This is a genomic window from Streptomyces panaciradicis (assembly GCF_023516615.1).
Taxonomy (GTDB): domain Bacteria; phylum Actinomycetota; class Actinomycetes; order Streptomycetales; family Streptomycetaceae; genus Streptomyces; species Streptomyces panaciradicis.
On record NZ_JAMGBF010000036.1, the window covers coordinates 81,811 to 100,222 of the forward strand.

Here is an 18,412-nt window from a genome sequence, read left to right on the forward strand (position 1 = left end):
CTTCGGCCCTGAACGGGCCTTGTCCTCAAACGCCGGACGGGCTGGGTGTGCTCAGCTGCCGTCTCTCAGGTCTTCGGGCCAGTGGGGGCGGAACTCTATGTGGTCGTAGGTGACGACGCAGCCCTCGCCCATCGGGGACTGGGTCATGAAGCCGACCAGGGCCGCGTCCGTCTCCTTCTCGGCGCCCAGGGTGAACAGGCGGACGAAGGTCCAGCGTTCGCCGTCGCGGGAGGCGTGGAAGGCGAAGGCGCGGCCGGTGCGGCTGACCCGGAGCCATACCGAACTGCCGTCCACAGTGAAGGAGTTGGCGTCGTCGGAGTGCCCCCGGGTGACCACCGTGCAGACGGTGGGCACATCCGGGGAGTACTCCAGGCACAGCTTGGCCCAGGCCCGCTCGCCGACATGGACGTAGAGGACCCCCGCGTCGAACGCCCCCGCGAAGCCGACCGTGACGCGGGCGATCAGCTGGAAGTCCCCCTCGGGCCAGCCCAGCAGCCGCGGGGCGTCCGAGGCCGGTTCGAGGGCCTCACCGGTGGGCGGCACGAACCGGTCCTGCCGGGGGCCGGCCCAGCCGGTGAGCACACCGTCCTCGTAGGACCAGTTGCCCTCGGGGCCGTATGTGCGCAGGGCGAAGGGGAGTTCGGGGAGTTCGACGTCCATCGGGCGATTGTGTCAGGTGGGTCCGGTCAGCGTTCCAGCCGGCCGTTGAACCGACGCGGCAGCCCGAGCGGGTTGTCGTCCCGCAGCTCGGGCGGAAGCAGCGCCTCGGGCGCGCCCTGGTACGCCACCGGCCGCATCCACCGCTCGATGGCCGTACCGCCGACGGACGTCGAGGTCGACGTCGTCGCCGGGTACGGGCCGCCGTGGTGCTGGGCCGGGGCCACGGCGACGCCCGTCGGCCAGCCGTTGACCAGCACGCGGCCGGCCAGCGGCGTCAGCTCCGCCAGGATCTCCGCGCCGCGTCCCTCGCCCGCGGCCTCCTCGGCCGACAGGTGGACCGTCGCGGTGAGGTTGCCGGGCAGGCGTGAGAGCACGCTCTGGACCTGGGCGTCGTCGTCGTAGCGGACGACGACCGTGACCGGGCCGAAGCACTCCTCCAGCAGGAGGTCGTACGCGCCCTCCTCGGTGAGCTTGTCGGCCGCGACGGTCAGGAAGCCGGCGCTCACCGTGTGCTCGCCGCCCGAGCCGGGCGTCACCGGCGACTCGACGTCCGGCAGCTTGGTGCGCTCGGCGACCCCGGCGATGAAGTTGTCGCGCATGCGGTGGTCGAGGAGCACCCCGGCGTCCGTGTCGCTCACGGCGTCGGTCAGCGACTTCAGGAAGCGGTCGCCCGCCGAGCTCGCCGGGGCCAGGACCAGGCCGGGCTTCACGCAGAACTGCCCGACGCCGAGGGTCATGGAGCCGGCCAGGCCCGCGCCGATGGCCTCGGCGCGCTCGGCGGCCGCGGCCTCCGTGACGACGACGGGGTTCAGGGAGCCCAGCTCGCCGTGGAAGGGGATCGGCACCGGCCGCGCGGCAGCCGCGTCGAACAGGGCGCGGCCGCCCTTGACGGAACCGGTGAAGCCGGCCGCCGAGACCAGCGGGTGCCGGACCAGCTCGATGCCCGCCTCGAAGCCGTGCACCAGGCCGAGGACGCCCTCGGGGATGCCGTGCGCGGCGGCGGCCCGGCGCAGCACCTTGGCGACCAGCTCGGACAGGGCCGGGTGGTCGGGGTGGGCCTTGACGACGACCGGGCAGCCCGCGCCGAGCGCGCTCGCGGTGTCGCCGCCGGCGACGGAGAAGGCGAAGGGGAAGTTGGAGGCCGAGTAGACGGCCACCACGCCGAGGGGCACCTTGTAGCGGCGCAGGTCCGGGATCGGGGGCGTCGCGGTGTCGTCGGGGTGGTTGATGATCACGTCGAGGAAGGCGCCCTCGTCGACGATGTCGGCGAAGGCCCGCAGCTGGAAGCAGGTGCGGGCGAGTTCGCCGGTGAGCCGGACCGGGCCGAGCGCGGTCTCCGCGTCGGCGGTCTCGACGAGCCCGTCCTTGGCCGCCTCCAGCTGTTCGGCGGCGGTGCGCAGGAAGGCCGCGCGGACGGCGCGGTCGGCGAGGGAGGCGCGGGCCGCGTGGGCGGCGCGGACGGCGGCGTCGACCTCCTGGGCTGTGGCCTCCACCGCAACCTGTTCCCGCTGCTTCCCGGTTCGGGGGTCGACACTCCAGACTGGTGCTGCTGCCACCGCGGATCCCTCCAGGTGTATCAGGGTCATTCACCAGGGTCGTTCGATATACTGAACGCTGTCTCTGATGATGAATATGCTGTTGGAGACTATAACTTCGGTTTCTCGTCCAACGAAGGGGTCCAGGGCGATGTCGGCAGCCGAGACAGGCGGCGGGGCGCAGGTCAAATCCGCGGTGCGAACCGTCGAATTGCTCGAGTACTTCGCCGGCAGCCCCGGCATGCACTCCCTCGCATCGGTCCAGGAGGCCGTCGGATATCCCAAGTCCAGCCTCTACATGCTCCTGCGCACACTGGTGGAGCTGGGCTGGGTGGAGACCGACGCGACGGGCACGCGGTACGGCATCGGGGTACGGGCGCTGCTGGTGGGCACCTCCTACATCGACGGCGACGAGGTGGTCGCCGCGGCCCGCCCGACGCTGGACCGCCTCTCGGACGACACCACCGAGACGATCCACCTGGCGCGGCTGGACGGCACGAACGTCGTCTACCTCGCCACCCGCCAGTCCCAGCACTACCTGCGCCCCTTCACCCGCGTCGGCCGCCGCCTGCCGGCGCACTCGACCTCGCTCGGCAAGGCGATCCTCGCCACGTACTCCGACGAGCAGGTCCGCAAGATGCTCCCGGAGACGCTCCCCGCGCTGACCGAGAACACGATCACCGACCGGGAGAAGCTCATCGAGGAACTGCACCAGGTGCGCGAGCAGGGCTTCGCCGTCGACCGCGAGGAGAACACGCTGGGCCTGCGCTGCTTCGGCGTCGCCATCCCCTACCGCACGCCTGCGCGCGACGCGATCAGCTGCTCGGTGCCGGTGGCCCGGCTCACGCCGGCGCACGAACAGCTGGTCAAGGACGCCCTGTTCGACGCGCGCGACCGACTCACCCTGGCGACCCGCCGACTGTGACCCCTAGCCTCTTCCTCCATGGACGTCGTACTGCGTGAGGTGCACGACAGCGATCTGCCCGTCTTCTTCCGGCAGATGAACGATCCCGAGGCCCTGCACATGGCCGCCTTCACCGCGAAGGATCCCGCCGACCGGGACGCCTTCGACGCCCACTGGAAACGGATCCGGGCCGGCGGGGACGTGCTGCGCACGGTCCTGCTGGAAGGTGACGTGGTGGGCAGCGCGGCCGTGTACGGGGACCCGGGCGAGCGTGAGGTCACCTACTGGGTGGACCGGGCGTACTGGGGGCGGGGTGTGGCCACGGCCGCGCTGCGGGCGCTGCTGGCCGAGGTGCCGGAGCGGCCGCTGTACGCGCGGGCCGCGGCGGACAACGCCGCCTCGCGGCGCGTGCTGGAGAAGTGCGGGTTCCGGCTGACGGCGCATGCGACGGGGTTCGCGAACGCACGGGGCGCGGAGATCGACGAGGTCGTGCTCACGCTGGAGGCGTGAGGTTCATGAGCGCCCGATGAGAATCCGGCGGGAAGGGAACGTTCCGCCCCTTCCCGCTCGTCTTCACGATCGCGATGAACAAGACGATCAGGCGGACCTCCGTCTTCGTGCTGCTGCTCGTGTTCGCCCTGCTGATCCGGGCGACCTGGGTGCAGTACTACGACGGCAAGGCCCTAGCGGACGACAAGTACAACCGGCGCAACGTGATCCAGACGTACGCGGAGCCGCTCGGCAACATCATCGTGGCCGGACGCTCGGTCACCGGTTCGGCGCGGACGAAGAGCGGCGACCTGGCGTACAAGCGCACCTACAAGGACGGCGCGCTGTACGCGGCGGTGACGGGCTACGCCTCGCAGGCGTACGCCCCCACCCAGCTGGAGGGCATCTACCAGGACCTGCTCAACGGCACGGACAACCGCCTGAAGACCGTGATGGACACGGTCACCGGCAAGCGCGCCGAGCCGGGAGACGTGGTCACGACGATCGACCCGGCCGTGCAGAAGGCGGCGTACGACGCGCTCGGCGCCAAGAAGGGCGCGGCCGTCGCGATCGACCCGAAGACGGGGAAGATCCTCGCGGTCGTCTCCACGCCGTCGTACGACCCGACGTCCCTGACGGACGCCAACACGGCGGGCCCGGCCTGGAAGAAGCTCAACGCCGACCCGGACAAGCCGCTGACCAACCGGGCGCTGCGCCAGCCGCTGCCGCCGGGGTCGACGTTCAAGCTGGTCGTGGCGGCGGCCGCGCTGGAGGACGGCCTGTACTCCTCCGTGGAGCAGCACACCGACAGCCCCGATCCGTACACCCTGCCGGGCACCACCCGCGAGCTGTCCAACGAGAACCCGAACGCGCCCTGCGAGAACGCCTCGATCCGCACCGCGCTGGAGTACTCCTGCAACAACGTCTTCGCCCGGATGGCCGTGCAGCTGGGCCAGGACAAGGTGCGGGCGATGGCCGAGAAGTTCGGCTTCAACGACGACGCCCAGGACGTGCCGGTGCGGGCGTACACCAGCGTCTACCCCACCGGCATGAACGAGTCCTCCACCGCCCTGACCGGCATCGGCCAGTTCGACGTCACCGCCACCCCGCTGCAGATGGCGATGGTGTCCGCCGCGATCGCCAACGGCGGCAAGCTGGTCTCGCCGCACATGGTCGCGCAGATCACCGACGGCGGCGGTGACGTGCTGAAGAACTACGACGACAGCGCGGGCACCAAGGAGATCGTCAGCTCCTCGACCGCCGAGCAGCTGCAGTCGGCCATGCAGACGGTCGTGGAGAAGGGCACCGGCACCAACGCGCGGATCTCCGGCGTCACGGTCGGCGGCAAGACGGGCACGGCCCAGCACGGCGAGAACAACAGCCAGACGCCGTACGCCTGGTTCACGTCCTACGGCAAGGCCGGCGGCAAGGAGGTCGCCGTGGCGGTCGTGGTCGAGCAGTCGAACGCGGCGCGCTCCGAGGTGAGCGGCAACGGGCTGGCCGCGCCGGTGGCCAAGGCCATGATGAAGGCGGCGCTGGAGGGCTGACGGGACTGCGCGATCGGCTGCGGGCCGTCCGTGGCTGGTCGCGCAGTTCCCCGCGCCCCTTACGGGGCGCTGCAGTCACGTCACTTCATTTCACCCCGAGGATCTGCTCCACCGGATCGATCGCGAAGTACACCAGGAACAGCGCCGACACCCCCCACAGCAGCCAGTGCACGTCCCGCGCCTTGCCCAGCACCGCCTTGATGAGGACGTAGGCGAGGAAGCCCGCGCCGATGCCGTCGGTGATGGAGTAGGTGAACGGCATGACGGCGATGGTGAGGAACGCCGGGATGGCGATCTCGTACCGGTCCCAGTCGATGTGCTTGACGTGGGTCATCATCAGGAAGCCGACCGCGATCAGGGCCGGCGCCGCGGCCTGCAGCGGGACGATGGTAAGCAGCGGCGTGAGGAACAGCGCCAGTCCGAACAGGCCGCCGGTGATCAGGTTCGCGAACCCGGTGCGCGCCCCCTCGCCGACGCCCGCCGCCGACTCGATGTAGGCGGTGTTGGAGGAGGCCGACCCCACACCGCCGGCCACGGCCGCCGCGCCGTCGATGAACAGCACGCGCCCGATTCCCGGCACCTGGCCCCGGTCGTCGAGCAGTCCGGCCTCCGCGCTGATGCCGACGATGGTGCCCATGGCGTCGAAGAAGTCCGACAGGATCAGGGTGAAGACCAGCAGGACGGCGGTGAGGATGCCGGCCTTGGCGAAGCCGCCGAACAGGCTGAAGTGGCCGATCAGCCCGAAGTCGGGGGCGGCGACGATCTTGTCCGGCAGCTTGGGGGTGGTCAGGCCCCAGCTCTTGACGTCGGCGACGGCGTTGATGACGATCGCGACGACCGTCATGGTGATGATGCTGATCAGGATCGCGCCCTTCACCTTGCGCGCGAGCAGCGCGATGGTGAGCAGCACGCCGACGCAGAAGACCAGCACGGGCCAGCCGGTGAGCCGGCCGACGGCGCCGAGCTGCACCGGCACGGTGGTGTTCGCGGCGTCCGGGATGCGGCTGACGAACCCGGCGTCGACGAAGCCGATGAAGGCGATGAACAGGCCGATGCCGACGCCGATGGCCTGCTTCAGCTGCTGCGGGATCGCGTTCATGATCGCTTCCCGGAGCCCGGTGAGGACCAGGACGCAGATCAGGACGCCTTCGAGGACGACCAGGCCCATCGCGTCGGGCCAGCTCATCAGCGGCGCCAGCTGGAAGGCCACGACGGCGTTGAGGCCGAGGCCCGCCGCGATGGCGAGCGGGAGGTTGCCGCCGACGCCCATGATGATCGTCATCACGCAGGCCACCAGGGCGGTGGCGGTGACGAGTTGGCCGGTGTCGAGCTGGTGGCCGAACTTGTCCTTCGCGCTGCCGAGGATGATGGGATTCAGGACGAGGATGTAGGCCATGGTGAAGAACGTGGCGAAGCCGCCGCGTATCTCCCGGCCGAAGCCGGATCCCCGTTCGGAGATCCGGAAGAACCGGTCGACGCCGTTCGCCGCTGGTGGCGCGGATGTCGGCCGGCCGGCGGCCTGCTGGGGGTCCTTCGTGTCGGACATGGGCGGGTGCTCCTCGGTGCCTGATCGGACGAGTGCGGATGCTGGCTGGATTGTTCCCACGATGAACGCGTTTCAGGTTTTCTCCGTGTTACGGAATCGACCGGCCCGTCACACCCTGTTCGAAGGCCCGTACGAGAGCGGTCGGTCGGCCGCTGCTACGCTTCCGGATCTCGGCCGGGGCACTCCGGATGATCACATGTCATTCGCATGACACCCACAGAGAGGTCGCCCGTGGGCACTGTCGTCGACGACGCAGCCTCCATGGAGTTCCATGCCTTCTTCGAGCGGCACTACGCCGAACTCTCCCGGCTCGCGCATCTGTTGACCGGCGAGCCGGACGCCGCCGACGACCTGGCGGCGGACGCGCTGCTCGCGCTGTGGCACCGCTGGGACCGGGTGCGCGCCGCGGACCATCCGGTCGCCTACGCCCGCGGAGTCGTCGCCAACCTCGCCCGCACCCGCATCCGCAGCGCCGTCCGTGAACGCCGGCGCGTCTCGCTGTTCTGGTCGCAGCGCGAGGAGAGGACGGAGAACCCCGACATAGCGGGTGTCGTCGACGTCCAGGAGGCCCTGCGCAGGCTGCCGTTCAGGAAGCGGGCGTGCGTGGTGCTGCGGCACGCGTTCGACCTGTCGGAGAAGGACACCGCGCTCGCCCTGGGTGTGTCCGTGGGTACGGTGAAGTCCCAGACGTCCAAGGGGATGGCCGAGCTGCAGAAGGTCCTCGGCTCCCGGGGCGGCCCACAGAAGGTGCACGCGGCGATGGCGCGCGGCGGCGAGACCGGAGGAACGGCGCGATGAGGCAGCGGGACGTGCACGACGAGCTGCGCGCCCGGCTGCACGAGGCGGCCGAGGCGCACGAGCCGGACCGGGCCCGCATGCTGGCCAGGATCGAGCGGGGCATGGGCTCCGAGGCCGACCGTTCCGGGCACCGGGCCACGCGGCCGCAGGTGTGGAGCTGGGTGCGGGTCGTGGGCGCCACGACCGCGGTCGCGGGCATGCTCGCGGTCGGCGGGTACGCGGTGGCGTCCGCGGTGAAGGACGACGCTCCCCCGCAGCAGACGGTCGCGGTGTCCCCGACGCCCAGGCCCTCACCGGACGCGACGAGCCGGGCGCCCGTACCGCCGGTGGAACCCGCGCCGAGCCGAACTCCGGGCACCCACCGGCCCAGTGGCATCCCGTCCCCGACGAAGCCGTCCGCCTCCGTCACCGTGCTGCCGTCCGCCGGCGGCGAGAGCGACGGGCCCCTGTGGGCGGACGGCGCGGTGGACCCGCACAGCAACGACTTCTGGGCGCAGAGCGACATCACCCTCAGGACCAGCGCCCACCTCACCTCTCTGGTCGTGCAGTTGAAGGTCGCGCAGACCGGTGGGGTGAGCAACACGGGGGCCTGGCGCTCGCTGCCGGAACAGGACTTCGACCTCACTGTCGGCGAGCGGGACGGCTTCCTGGTGTACACCTGGACGCTCAAGGCGGGCCGTACGGTCCCCACGGGCGAGTGGGTGTTCGCCGGTCAGTACAACCACCAGCGCGGCGGCCGGGACGCCAAGGACGACGGCTACACGGTCCGGGCGACGGCGGAAGGCCGGCAGCGCGCGGTGGGCGGCGGCTTCGCGGCGCACACCAGCGGCGCGGACGGCTCGTGACGGCGCCACGGTGTCCCACCGTGACACAACCTCATCTCCCCTTTCGACGTCCCTAGTAGTGCGTAAAGACGGACGGAGGACGGTATGACGTCCTCAGTGGACCTGCTGACCTGAGCCCCCCTCGGTCAGCAGCCGCCGACAGAGCCCCCCTCGTCGGCGACAGGGACGCCCCGCCGGTGACGACCGGCGGGGCGTTCGTCGTTCCGGGCCGACTCATCGAAAGTTTCGCCCGCGTCCTGCCCGCCCCTGGCTGTTGACGCGCAGTTTCCCGCTGGGAACACTCCGAAGGCGCGCAACACCCAACAGAAACCCCCACACTCCGACAGGATCGCCGATGCGCCCCAGAGCCGTGCTCGTCGTCTGCCTCGCCCTCCTCCTCGGCCTGTTCGCCGCACCGCCCGGTACCGCCCACTCAGGAGCCCCGCCCGTGAAGCACCCCCAGTACGCCGGCTATCTCTTCGCCTACTTCACGGGCGAGGGCACCGCCGACGGCGAACAGATCCGCTACGCCCTCAGCCGGGGCAACGACCCGCTGCACTGGCGCGAGCTGAACCAGGGCAAGCCGGTGCTGACGTCGACGATCGGCGAGAAGGGGCTGCGCGACCCGTTCGTCATCCGCTCCCCCGAGGGCGACAGGTTCTACCTGATCGCCACCGACCTCAGGATGTACCGGAACAGCAGCGGCAGCTGGGACCAGGTCCAGCGGCACGGCAGCAAGTCGATCATGATCTGGGAGTCCACGGACCTGGTCCACTGGAGCGACCAGCGGCTGGTGAAGGTGGCCCCCGACAACGCGGGCAACACCTGGGCGCCGGAGGCCTACTGGGACGACTCGCTCGGCGAGTACGTCGTCTTCTGGGCGTCGAAACTGTACGCCGACGACGACCCCGAGCACACCGGCGACCAGTACAACCGCATGATGTACGCGACCACCAGGGACTTCCGCACCTTCAGCGCGCCGAAGGTCTGGGACGACCCGGGCTACTCGGTGATCGACTCGACGGTGGTCAAGTACAAGGACACGTACTACCGCTACACCAAGGACGAGCGGAACCCGTCGTCCGACTCCCCCTGCTCGAAGTTCATCACGGCGGAGAAGTCGACGAGCCTGACCTCCGCCGCATACGACTTCGTCTCCGACTGCATCGGCAGCGGGTCGATCGCCCGCGGCGAGGGGCCGACGGTCTTCCGGTCCAACACCGAGAAGAAGTGGTACCTGTTCATCGACGAGTACGGCGAGCGCGGCTACGTCCCGTTCGAGACCACCGACCTCGACTCGGGCACGTGGACGATGTCGAAGGACTACCAGCTGCCGGCCAGCCCCCGGCACGGCACGGTCATGCCGGTGACGCAGGCGGAGTACGACCGGCTGCTGGCCGCCTACCCGAGCACCCCCACCTCGGTCATGGACGCCACGGCGAAGGACCAGAAGGGCTACGCCGTCGTCACCGACAGCGCGTCGAAGGTCGTGCTGCCGATGGAGCCGGACGCCGACCTCGCGCACCTCGCGCCGCGGATCGCGGTCGCCCGGGGCGCGACCCTCACCCCGAAGTCCGGTACGCACCGCGACTTCCGCACCCCGCGGACGTACACGGTGACCGCCGCCGACGGCACGAGCCGCACCTGGACGGTCGAGGCCGTCCGCACCCGCAGCCCCATCCTGCCCGGCCTCAACGCCGACCCGGACGTGGCCTATCTCGACGGCCAGTACTGGATCTATCCGACGACGGACGGCAACCAGGGCTGGAGCAGCACGAGTTTCAAGGCGTACTCCTCACGCGACCTGGTCCACTGGAAGGACCACGGCGTCGTCCTGGACCTCGGCCCCGACGTCTCCTGGGCGGACAAGTACGCCTGGGCGCCCGCGATCGCCGAGCGCGACGGCAAGTACTACCTCTACTTCTGCGCCGAGCAGCAGATAGGCGTCGCGGTCGCCGACTCCCCGGCCGGCCCGTTCAAGGACGCCCTCGGCAAACCCCTGGTGGCGAAGGGCGGTTCGCTGGGGGGCCAGATGATCGACCCGGCCGTCTTCACCGACGACGACGGGACGTCGTATCTCTACTGGGGCAACGGACACGGGTACGTGGTCCCGCTGAACGACGACATGACGTCGTACGACCCGGCGAAGGTGAAGGACATCACCCCGGCCGGCTTCCGCGAGGGGTCCTTCGTGGTCAAGCGCAAGGGCACGTACTACTTCATGTGGTCCGAGGACGACACCCGCAGCGAGAACTACCACGTCGCCTACGCGACGGGACCGTCCCCGCTCGGCCCGTGGACCGAGCGGGGGACGATCCTGTCGAAGCGTCCCGAGTACGGGATCCTGGGCACCGGCCACCACTCCGTGGTGAACGTGCCCGGCACCGACGACTGGTACATCGTCTACCACCGGTTCGCCCTCGCCGGGCCGGGAAGGCCCGGCGGTGACGGCATGCACCGGGAGACGACCGCCGACCGGCTGTGGTTCGCCGCGGACGGTACCCTTCAGCCGGTCGTGCCGACCCTGGAGTCGATCAGGCCCGTGAGGGACTAGCTGACGAAGTACGTCGGGTTCGGCAGCTTGTACGTGCGGTCGGCGTAGCCGCCGTCCAGGTCCGAGTACTGGTCGCCGAAGTTGGCGACGATCTCGTAGCCGAGGTCGTCCTCGATGTGCTCGCGGGTGCCGGACTTGTACTGCACGGTGGTGCAGGTCCAGGTGCCCGGCGTGGCACAGGAGGACAGGTAGGCCGGCGGGTTGGCCTTGTCCTTGAGGAACATGTGGTCGGCGTCGAGGTTCACATCGGCGCCGATCTTCTTCAGGTTCTCCACGGCGGCGGAGCGCTGGGCCTCGCTCAGACCGGAGTTGTAGAAGACCTCGACGCCCTTGGACTCGGCGTAGCGGACCAGCTCGGCGGAGCCGAAGACGCCCGGGCGGTCCGCCTTGTTCACGTAGTCGGCCCAGGTGGTCGAGTTGTACGTGTAGTTGTAGCGCTTCTCGTAGTCCAGGCTGAGCAGCAGCGTGTCGTCGATGTCGAAGACGACGGCCGGCTTCTCGCCGCGGTGGTGGGCCTTGCGGGCCGCCTGGTCGATGTACTTGCGGGCGGCGGCGTCGATGTGCGCCAGGTCCTGGGCGTACGGGCTGTCCGGGGACGCCTGGTACACGCCGTTGGCGTCCGCCGTGGTGCCGTAGTAGGTGTCGATGTCCTTCACCAGGAGCCCGATGTTGTAGGGCTCGTGGGTGGAGTTGGCCGTGGACTGTCCGGCCGTCGCCGCACCGGCGCCGTAGAGGGCGCCGCCGGAGAGGGCACACGCTGCGGCGATCGCCGCGATACGCAGTGGCTTATGCATGACAGGTTTCTACGCGCGTCACCCCCGTGGGCGCGAGACCCGTTGCCCGATCGATACCTCGATCGGAGGCAAAAAACGGGTCAAGCGCCCCGGACGGGAAGGTTCCGGTTCAGTTCATCGTCGCGCCGATGGTGGAGCTGCCCGTCGTCAGGAAGGTCGTCGCGGGCAGGGAGCCGTCGGACTGGCGGGCGTTGTAGACGGTCGACGCGTCCGTGGACCTGAAGGCGGGGGTCGAGATGCCGGAGTCCCAGTTGTTGCCGGCCGAGGTGACCGAGGTGCCCTTGCTCACCGCGCCGCCCGCGTTGCCCACGGCGAGGTTCTTGCCGAGCTTTGCCGCGCCGGTGGCGAAGTAGTAGCCCCACTTGGCGTTGGCGTAGGCCGTGGTGCGGTTGATGACGATCGCGCCGGTGTTGGAGTTCTCGGTGAAGCCGTTGCCGGCGTTGTCCCAGGCGGCGGAGTTGTTGACGACGTGGGCGACCGTGGGGCCGTTGCCGCCCAGCTTGTAGCCGTTGCCGTTGCCCTCGAAGGCGCTGTCACCCCAGCGGTTCCTGCCGTTGCCGAAGGACCAGGTGTGCTCGATGGTGACCGGCGAGGAGAACGACCACAGGTCGATGCCGTCGTCCGAATTGTTGTACAGGCGGGCCCCGGTGACGAGGTTGCCGGTGCCGGAGCCGAACTTGACGGCGACACCGTCGGCGTTCTGGCCGTGGGTGGCAGCGTCGTAGTTGCCGTAACTGTCCAGGTTCTTCACGGTGTTGTTCACCGTGCCGTCGCCGGTGAGGGTGAAGCCGGAGTCGCCGCCGTTGATGGTCTTGACGTTGTTCCAGTTGGTGCCGGTGCAGGACTGGCAGACGACCGCGCTGTCCGGAGAGTTCTGGAAGGTGATGTTGGAGACGTTCCAGTAGTCCGCGGTCAGCTTGAAGATCCAGGAACCGGAGGGCAGGGACGAACCGTCGATCTTCACGGTCTCCGAGCCGTACGCGGTGAGCGTGACGGGCGCGGAGGAGGTGCCGTTGGCCGTGGACTGGAGGGTGGCCGTCGGGTAATAAGTGCCGCCGCGGACCTGGATGACCGTGCCGGCGGTGGCGTTCTTGATGGCGTTGGACAGGTCGGTGGAGTTGCTGACGACGACGGTCGCGGCCTGCGCCTCGCCGGGCAGGACGGCGAGGCCCGTGCCCAGGGCGAGGGCGGTGAGGGTGGCCGGTGCGGTACGACGAGACATGGAGAGCGGTCCTTTGCTCGTGCGGGTGGGGGGACGGTTCACAGGACGGCGTCGAGCCAGTCGAAGACCTCGTCCTGCATGGGCTGCGTGAAGACGTGGCCGAGGCCCGGCCAGGTCTCGGTGCGCAGCCGCTGTCCGGCGTGGGCCGAGTCCCAGACGGCGCGCAGCCTGGCGTAGGCGGCCCGGACGCCGTCGGCGGGGAAGAGCGGGTCCTGCGCGCCGTCGAGGAAGTACATCGGCCTGGGGGCGGCGATGCTCGCCACGTCGGGGATGTCGAGGTGCCGGGCGAGCCCGGGGTGGAGCATGTAGTACGACGACTGCCCGCGCAGCGTGTTGTTGCCGGGCACCATCATTTCCTTCAGGCCGGTCATCCAGCAGACGGCGGCGCCGGCCGCGACATGGTCGCTGAGCGCGGCGGTCTGCCAGGCGCGGTAGCCGCCCATGGAGAAGCCGACGGCCGCCACGCGCCGGGCGTCGACCCGGTGGAGGCCGGCGAGGAACCCCGCGGCGCGGGCGTCCTCGCGGGCCATGAGCCCGGCGAGCGAGGAGCCGAGGTTGTAGAAGTTGGAGGCGAGGGCCTGCTGCTGGTCGTAGGCGACGGGCCCGCGGTCGCCCCAGCCGAGCGCGTCCGCGCAGAGCACGACGTAACCGCGCCGGGCCAGTTCGTCGCCGACGAACCGCCCGCTGAAGTACTTCTCCGACCAGGCCTCGGCGGAGGCGAGCCGGGTGTCGTCGTACCAGGGCCGGACGAGTTTCTCCTTGCCGATGTCGAACCTGGCGCCGTGGTCGTGCAGAAGGAGCACGGCCGGGAACGGACCGGGCCCGTCCGGGGTGAGGAGGGCGGCGCGGACCCGCTCGTAGCGGGTGAGGGAGAGCGTGACCAGTTCCCGCGTGTAGCCGTCGCCGCGGGAGGGCTCCTGGTGGTCGGGCGCGTACGGCGTCCCGTCCTGCCGTGGGACGAGGAGGTGCTCCTCGACGGTGGCGCGGGCGGCCCGCCGCCAGGCCCGGATGTCACGGACGGGCGAAGTGCCGAACGCGAGCGGGAAGTTCAGCTCGTCCTTGAGGGCCTGGTGGAAGTCGGGGAGGTTGCCGGCGACGAGGTCGGCGGCCTCGGCGGAGCCCGGCGCCGCGCCGAGGAAGGCGGCCGCGGCGGCCCCCGTGACGAAGGTCCGGCGGTTCAGCCGCTCAGCCCCGGACATCGGGACACCAGTCGCCGAGACAGCTCCGTACAGTGTGCGCCCGCGCCTCTTCCGGGGTGAGCTGCGGCCGGTTCTCCGGGACCGGGATCACCGCGCCGGGACCGGAGTTGCCGTACTCGCGGAAACGCATGGACTGCCAGGGATAGGCGTCGCGCATGGTGGTGTAGGGGGCGACCGGATCGATGCCGGGCCCGATCCAGGTGTCCCGGACGACCAGGGACGGCAAGGCGGTCGTCTCGTACGACGGCACCCAGGGCCGGGCCAGCTTGTACGCCCCGTCCTGCGCGCCGGAGGTGATCCGGGAGCGGACGGCGAGGATGCCGTGCGGGTTGGCGCGGGCGGTGGAGGGCGCGAAGACCATGCCCTTCGGGGTGAAGTCGACGTCCCGTGCCAGCGTGTGGAAGCGGCAGCGGTCGAACACCGCCGTGGCCCGCCCGAAGACGAAGTCGACGTCGCCCTCGATGTGGCAGCGCGAGAAGTACTGCCGGTCGAAGGCGTCCAGCGCGGTCGTGTCGACGAAGAGGGTGTCCTGGTGGGCGAGGAGCCGGACGTTGTCGAAGCGGGTGCGGTCGCCGTAGGTGTAGGCGGCCACCGCCTGGGTGCCGGTGATGTCGGGGTGGTCGGCGCGCAGCCAGTCGTTGGCGAGGGTGAGGTCGCGGACGGTCAGTCCGGCGGCCGCCGAGGTGAAGGTGGCGGAGCCCGCGGTGCCGTAGGTCGTGCCGTCGGGTTTCTTCGTGCCGTTCGCGCGGTCGAAGACGATGACGGTGTCGCGCGGGTCGCCGGTGGCCCCGCGGATCGTCAGGTCCGTCGTCTCGGCGGGAACGGCGACGACCTCGCGGTACGTCCCCGGGTGCACGACGATCGTCCCGCCGGGTCCGTCCACCGCGTCCACGGCCGCCTGGACGCTGTCGCCGGGGCGGACGTGCAGGGGCCGGCGGCCGGCGGCGAGGGCGGGCGTGGTGCCCGGGGCCGCGAGTCCGGCGGCGATGCCGGTGAGAAGGGTGCGCCGGCGCATCTCAGCGGCCCTCCTTCCAGGGCGTCCAGTCGCCGAGGTAGACCTCGCGGGTCGCCGACGCGGCCTGTTCGCGGGTGAGTTGGGGGCGGTTGACGGGCACGCTGACGGCCGCGCCGGGACCCGTGTTGCGGTACTCGGCGAACCGCTGGTCCTGCCACGGGTAGGTGTCCGACATGTTGGTGTAGGGCGCGACCGCGTCGATGCCGGGGCCGAGGTGGGTGTCGCGGACGGTGAGCATGGGGCGGGCGGTGGTGTCGGAGCCGGGCACCCAGGGGCGGGCCAGCTTGTAGAAGCCGTCCGGTGCCTCGCTGCTCACCCGGCTGCCGGTCACCAGGTAGCCGCGCGGGTTGGCGGCCGCCGTGGAGGGCGCGAAGACGAAGCCGTAGGGGGCCGCCGCCAGGTCGGCGCGGTTCAGCGTGCGGAAGTGGCAGCGGTCGTAGACGGCCGTGGCCCGCCCGAAGACGAAGTCGACGTCGCCCTCGACGTAGCAGTGCGCGTAGTACTGGCGGGCGAAGACGGTGAGGGCCGTCGAGTCGGCGTACAGGGTGTCCTGGTGGCCGAGGAAGCGGCAGTGGGTGAAGGAGCTCCGGTCGCCCTGCACCTTGACGGCGACCGCCTGGGTGCCGGTGATGTCGGGGTGGTCGGCGCGCAGCCAGTCGTTGGCGAAGGTGATCCAGCGGGCGGTGAAGCCGTCGGCCTGGAGGGTGGTGGTGGCGGATCCGGTGGTGCCGTAGGTGCCGCCGCCGGGCTTGGGGGTGCCGTTGGCGTGGTCGTAGACGATCACGACGTCCCGGGGGTCCTCCGAGGCGCCGATCCAGGTGGCCTCCGTGCGGGTGGCGTCCAGGAGGACGGTCTCCCGGTAGGTGCCGGGCGCGATGACCAGCGTCCGGCCGCTGCCGGTGGCGGCGGTCACGGCGGCCTGGACGGAGGTGAAGTCGCCCCGCCCGTACGGGTCGACGTACAGGGTCCGCGGGGTCAGGCGGCGCTCGGGCGAGCCGTGGCGGCCGAAGGGGCAGGCCCGCTCGGCGGCTCGTGCGGGGGCGGCGGCGGTGGCGAGGCCGACCGAGGCGGCCAGCCCGGCACCGGCGCGGAGGAAACCCCTCCGGGACGGGGGAAGGTGCGGCGAGGGCATACGAGTGGTCCTTCGAGTCGCGGCTCTGGGGAGAGGGGGCCGGGGCGCCGTGCGCCCCGGCCAGGGGCGTCAGCGCAGCTTGCCCGCGCCCGCGCAGTGGTCGACGATCCCGGGGACGGCCCGGGCCGGGTCGACCCTCGTGCGCAGGGTCGGCGTCCAGCCGGCGCCCGACTGGAGCACCTCCGTGGGCACTTGGGCGTTGTGGACGGCGATCAGGTCGGTGAGCTCGCCGTTGACGTAGTTGTCGTCGGCGGTCAGCGGCGCCTCCTTCCACTTCTTCAGGATCGAACCGGCCTTGGCCGCGTCGGGCAGCGTGAACGCGTTGTGCTCGGCGACGAGTCGGGACTCCATGCCGATGCCGTAGCTGTAGGAGTAGCCGTCGCCCGCGACGAAGTGGTTGTTGTAGGAGTCCACTTGGCCGAACCGCACCCGGGGCGCGCGCTCGACGAGGTTCGCGAACAGGTTGTGGTGGAAGGTGACCTTGAGATGTCCCCGGTCCACGGCGGCCGTCGAGGCGCTGTCGCTGTTGCCGATGAGGATCGTCTTGTCGTGGTCCTCGAAGACGTTCCAGGAGGCGGTGACGTAGTCGGCGCCCTTGACGATGTCGAGCTCGCCGTCGTGCTGCTCGAAGATCCGGCCGTAGTAGTACGGCAGGGTGCTGTCCGGGTGGTCGCCGTCGGTGAAGGTGTCGTGGTCCATCCACACGTGGGTGGAGCCGTAGACCACCGCGCTGTCGTACTCGGAGTTCCAGTTGCCGTCGGCGGTGTCGGTGGGGTCCCACTGCGGGAAGCAGTCGAGCGGGCTCTCCAGGCCGAGGTTGCGGACGATGACGTTGTCGACGCCCTTGATCTGCAGGCTGGCGCCCCGGAAGCCGGCGTTCTCGCCGATGCCGATGATCGTGGTGTTGGCCGGGACGTACGCCTTGATGTAGGCGTCCTGGTTGGCCTGTGAGGCGCGGCGCAGGCCCTCGGGGCTGGCGTCCGGCTCGCCGTCCAGGTTCTTGTCACGGCCCCAGACGGCGGGGTCGTAGGTCTTCAGATAGGTGTCGAAGTCGTATCCCGGCGCCTCGAACGAGGCGCAGCTCGGTCCGTCGGCGTCGATGGTGCCCTTGACCTTGATGATCTTCGGTGCGCTGCCGCCGTCGGCCAGGGCGGCCTTGAAGCCGGCCCAGTCGGTGACGGTGTGGACGTGCGCGGCGTCGGCGGCGGCGCCACCGGTGGTGCCGGTGCCGTAGGAGGCCCAGCCGTCGCTCGCGGGCAGCACTTGCCGGTCCGGGGAGGGCCGGTGGGCGGCCTGCGCGGTCCCGGTGACCGCCAGCACGAGGGCGGTGCAGCCCACGACGGTTCCTATGACACGTCCATGACATTTCTGTGTACGCACGGTGCGGTTCTCCTCAGCTTGCGGGTGGCCAGGTGATCCACGAGGTCGGGATCTCCTCGTGCAGCCGGATGACGTCGGGCCGGGCGAGCACCCGGGTGCGCAGCAGCTCCTGCGCCACGAGCCGGGCCACGGCGATGGCCCCCGGCGGGTTGAAGTGCGTGTTGTCCTGCTCGGTGTCCGTCCAGTTGAAGTACGTCTTCGTCGCCTCGACGCCGAGCCGTTGCCACAGGGCGAGCGACAGCGCCTCGACGTCGAGCAGCGCCACCCGCTCCTCCGCGGCGAGCGCGCGCATCGCCGCCGGGTAGTCGCCGTGGGTGGGCACGGCGTTGCCGTCGGCGTCGAAACGGCGCCGCTCGACGGGGGTGGCGAGCACCGGGCGGGCGCCGTGGGCCCGGGCGCCCTCGATGTACAGCCGCAGATGCTCCTGGTACGTCGTCCAGGGCTCGGTGTACCGGGTGGGGTCCCCGCTCTTCTCGTCGTTGTGCGCGAACTGGACGACCAGCAGATCGTGCGGCCGTATCGTGCCGAGAAGGGCGTCGAGCCGTCCCTCGTCCACGAAGCTCTTCGAACTGCGGCCGTTCACGGCCTGGTTGGAGACGACGACGTCCTTCCGCAGAAAGAAGGGGAGCGCCATCCCCCACCCCGTCTCGGGGGCCGCGTCGGCGTATTTCTGGGCGGCGGTGGAATCACCGGCGATGTAGAGGGTGCGCTGCTTCCTCGCCGGGGACCGCCCGACGATCGGAACGACACCCACCGCGGCCGCGGCGACCTGTCTACGGGTAAGCGACAAGACCGTTCACCTTTCCCACGTCC

General features: G+C 70.5%; 16 protein-coding genes. 6 read left to right on the plus strand and 10 right to left on the minus strand.

Annotated elements, in window-relative coordinates; all coding sequences use genetic code 11:
- Positions 1–51: 51 nt before the first annotated feature.
- Both M8J74_RS14875 and M8J74_RS14880 read right to left on the minus strand, forming a co-directional pair.
- Complete coding sequence (locus M8J74_RS14875; protein WP_058926093.1) at positions 52–660, minus strand: DUF1349 domain-containing protein; 609 nt, start codon at positions 658–660, stop codon at positions 52–54.
- A 26-nt stretch (positions 661–686) separates the two neighbouring features.
- The gene (locus M8J74_RS14880; protein ID WP_308406049.1) at positions 687–2,216 is read right to left on the minus strand and encodes an aldehyde dehydrogenase (NADP(+)); all 1,530 of its coding nucleotides are present in this window, start codon (positions 2,214–2,216) and stop codon (positions 687–689) included.
- 130 nt (positions 2,217–2,346) lie between these two features.
- Between M8J74_RS14880 and M8J74_RS14885 the strand changes: the two genes are divergently transcribed.
- The 3 genes from M8J74_RS14885 (at position 2,347) to M8J74_RS14895 (ending at position 5,135) form a co-directional block, all read left to right on the plus strand.
- Entirely contained in the window at positions 2,347–3,120 is a 774-nt protein-coding gene (locus tag M8J74_RS14885; RefSeq protein ID WP_249836852.1) for an IclR family transcriptional regulator, read from the plus strand.
- A gap of 18 nt (positions 3,121–3,138) precedes the next feature.
- On the plus strand, positions 3,139–3,609 hold the full coding sequence (locus M8J74_RS14890; protein ID WP_058926090.1) for a GNAT family N-acetyltransferase: 471 nt from the start codon (positions 3,139–3,141) through the stop codon (positions 3,607–3,609).
- A gap of 74 nt (positions 3,610–3,683) precedes the next feature.
- Positions 3,684–5,135: a peptidoglycan D,D-transpeptidase FtsI family protein gene (locus M8J74_RS14895; RefSeq protein ID WP_249836853.1), complete on the plus strand. Its 1,452-nt coding sequence runs from the start codon at positions 3,684–3,686 to the stop codon at positions 5,133–5,135.
- A gap of 85 nt (positions 5,136–5,220) precedes the next feature.
- Here M8J74_RS14895 and M8J74_RS14900 read toward each other — a convergent pair whose 3' ends face one another.
- Complete coding sequence (locus tag M8J74_RS14900) at positions 5,221–6,681, minus strand: NCS2 family permease (protein ID WP_249836854.1); 1,461 nt, start codon at positions 6,679–6,681, stop codon at positions 5,221–5,223.
- 231 nt (positions 6,682–6,912) lie between these two features.
- On the opposite strand from M8J74_RS14900, the gene M8J74_RS14905 reads away from it, so the two are divergent.
- The 3 genes from M8J74_RS14905 to M8J74_RS14915 all read left to right on the plus strand — a co-directional run bounded on the left by M8J74_RS14905 (position 6,913) and on the right by M8J74_RS14915 (position 10,857).
- On the plus strand, positions 6,913–7,479 hold the full coding sequence (locus M8J74_RS14905) for a SigE family RNA polymerase sigma factor (protein ID WP_249836855.1): 567 nt from the start codon (positions 6,913–6,915) through the stop codon (positions 7,477–7,479).
- Positions 7,476–8,324, plus strand: a complete 849-nt coding sequence (locus tag M8J74_RS14910; RefSeq protein WP_249836856.1) for a hypothetical protein — start codon at positions 7,476–7,478, stop codon at positions 8,322–8,324. The genes M8J74_RS14905 and M8J74_RS14910 overlap by 4 nt, the downstream gene beginning before the upstream one ends.
- 334 nt (positions 8,325–8,658) lie before the next feature.
- On the plus strand, positions 8,659–10,857 hold the full coding sequence (locus tag M8J74_RS14915) for a glycoside hydrolase family 43 protein (RefSeq protein ID WP_249836857.1): 2,199 nt from the start codon (positions 8,659–8,661) through the stop codon (positions 10,855–10,857).
- Here M8J74_RS14915 and M8J74_RS14920 read toward each other — a convergent pair.
- From M8J74_RS14920 to M8J74_RS14950, 7 genes are all read right to left on the minus strand, one after another.
- Positions 10,854–11,651 carry an HAD family acid phosphatase gene (locus tag M8J74_RS14920; protein WP_058926084.1) on the minus strand — a complete coding sequence of 266 codons (798 nt, stop codon included), beginning with the start codon at positions 11,649–11,651 and terminating at the stop codon, positions 10,854–10,856. The two genes, M8J74_RS14915 and M8J74_RS14920, sit on opposite strands and share 4 nt — an antisense overlap.
- Before the next feature lie 109 nt (positions 11,652–11,760).
- Positions 11,761–12,873 (minus strand): right-handed parallel beta-helix repeat-containing protein, encoded by a 1,113-nt coding sequence (locus M8J74_RS14925; RefSeq protein WP_249836858.1) that lies wholly within the window; start codon positions 12,871–12,873, stop codon positions 11,761–11,763.
- A gap of 38 nt (positions 12,874–12,911) precedes the next feature.
- Positions 12,912–14,072, minus strand: coding sequence for a dienelactone hydrolase family protein (locus tag M8J74_RS14930; RefSeq protein ID WP_249836859.1), 1,161 nt, complete (start codon positions 14,070–14,072; stop codon positions 12,912–12,914).
- Complete coding sequence (locus tag M8J74_RS14935; protein WP_249836860.1) at positions 14,059–15,087, minus strand: pectinesterase family protein; 1,029 nt, start codon at positions 15,085–15,087, stop codon at positions 14,059–14,061. The genes M8J74_RS14930 and M8J74_RS14935 overlap by 14 nt, the downstream gene beginning before the upstream one ends.
- Before the next feature lies 1 nt (position 15,088).
- Positions 15,089–16,219, minus strand: coding sequence for a pectinesterase family protein (locus tag M8J74_RS14940; protein ID WP_249836861.1), 1,131 nt, complete (start codon positions 16,217–16,219; stop codon positions 15,089–15,091).
- Positions 16,220–16,288: 69 nt separating this feature from the next.
- Positions 16,289–17,599, minus strand: a complete 1,311-nt coding sequence (locus M8J74_RS14945; protein ID WP_372500187.1) for a pectate lyase family protein — start codon at positions 17,597–17,599, stop codon at positions 16,289–16,291.
- Positions 17,600–17,612: 13 nt separating this feature from the next.
- Complete coding sequence (locus M8J74_RS14950) at positions 17,613–18,389, minus strand: rhamnogalacturonan acetylesterase (protein WP_249836863.1); 777 nt, start codon at positions 18,387–18,389, stop codon at positions 17,613–17,615.
- Positions 18,390–18,412: the final 23 nt, after the last annotated feature.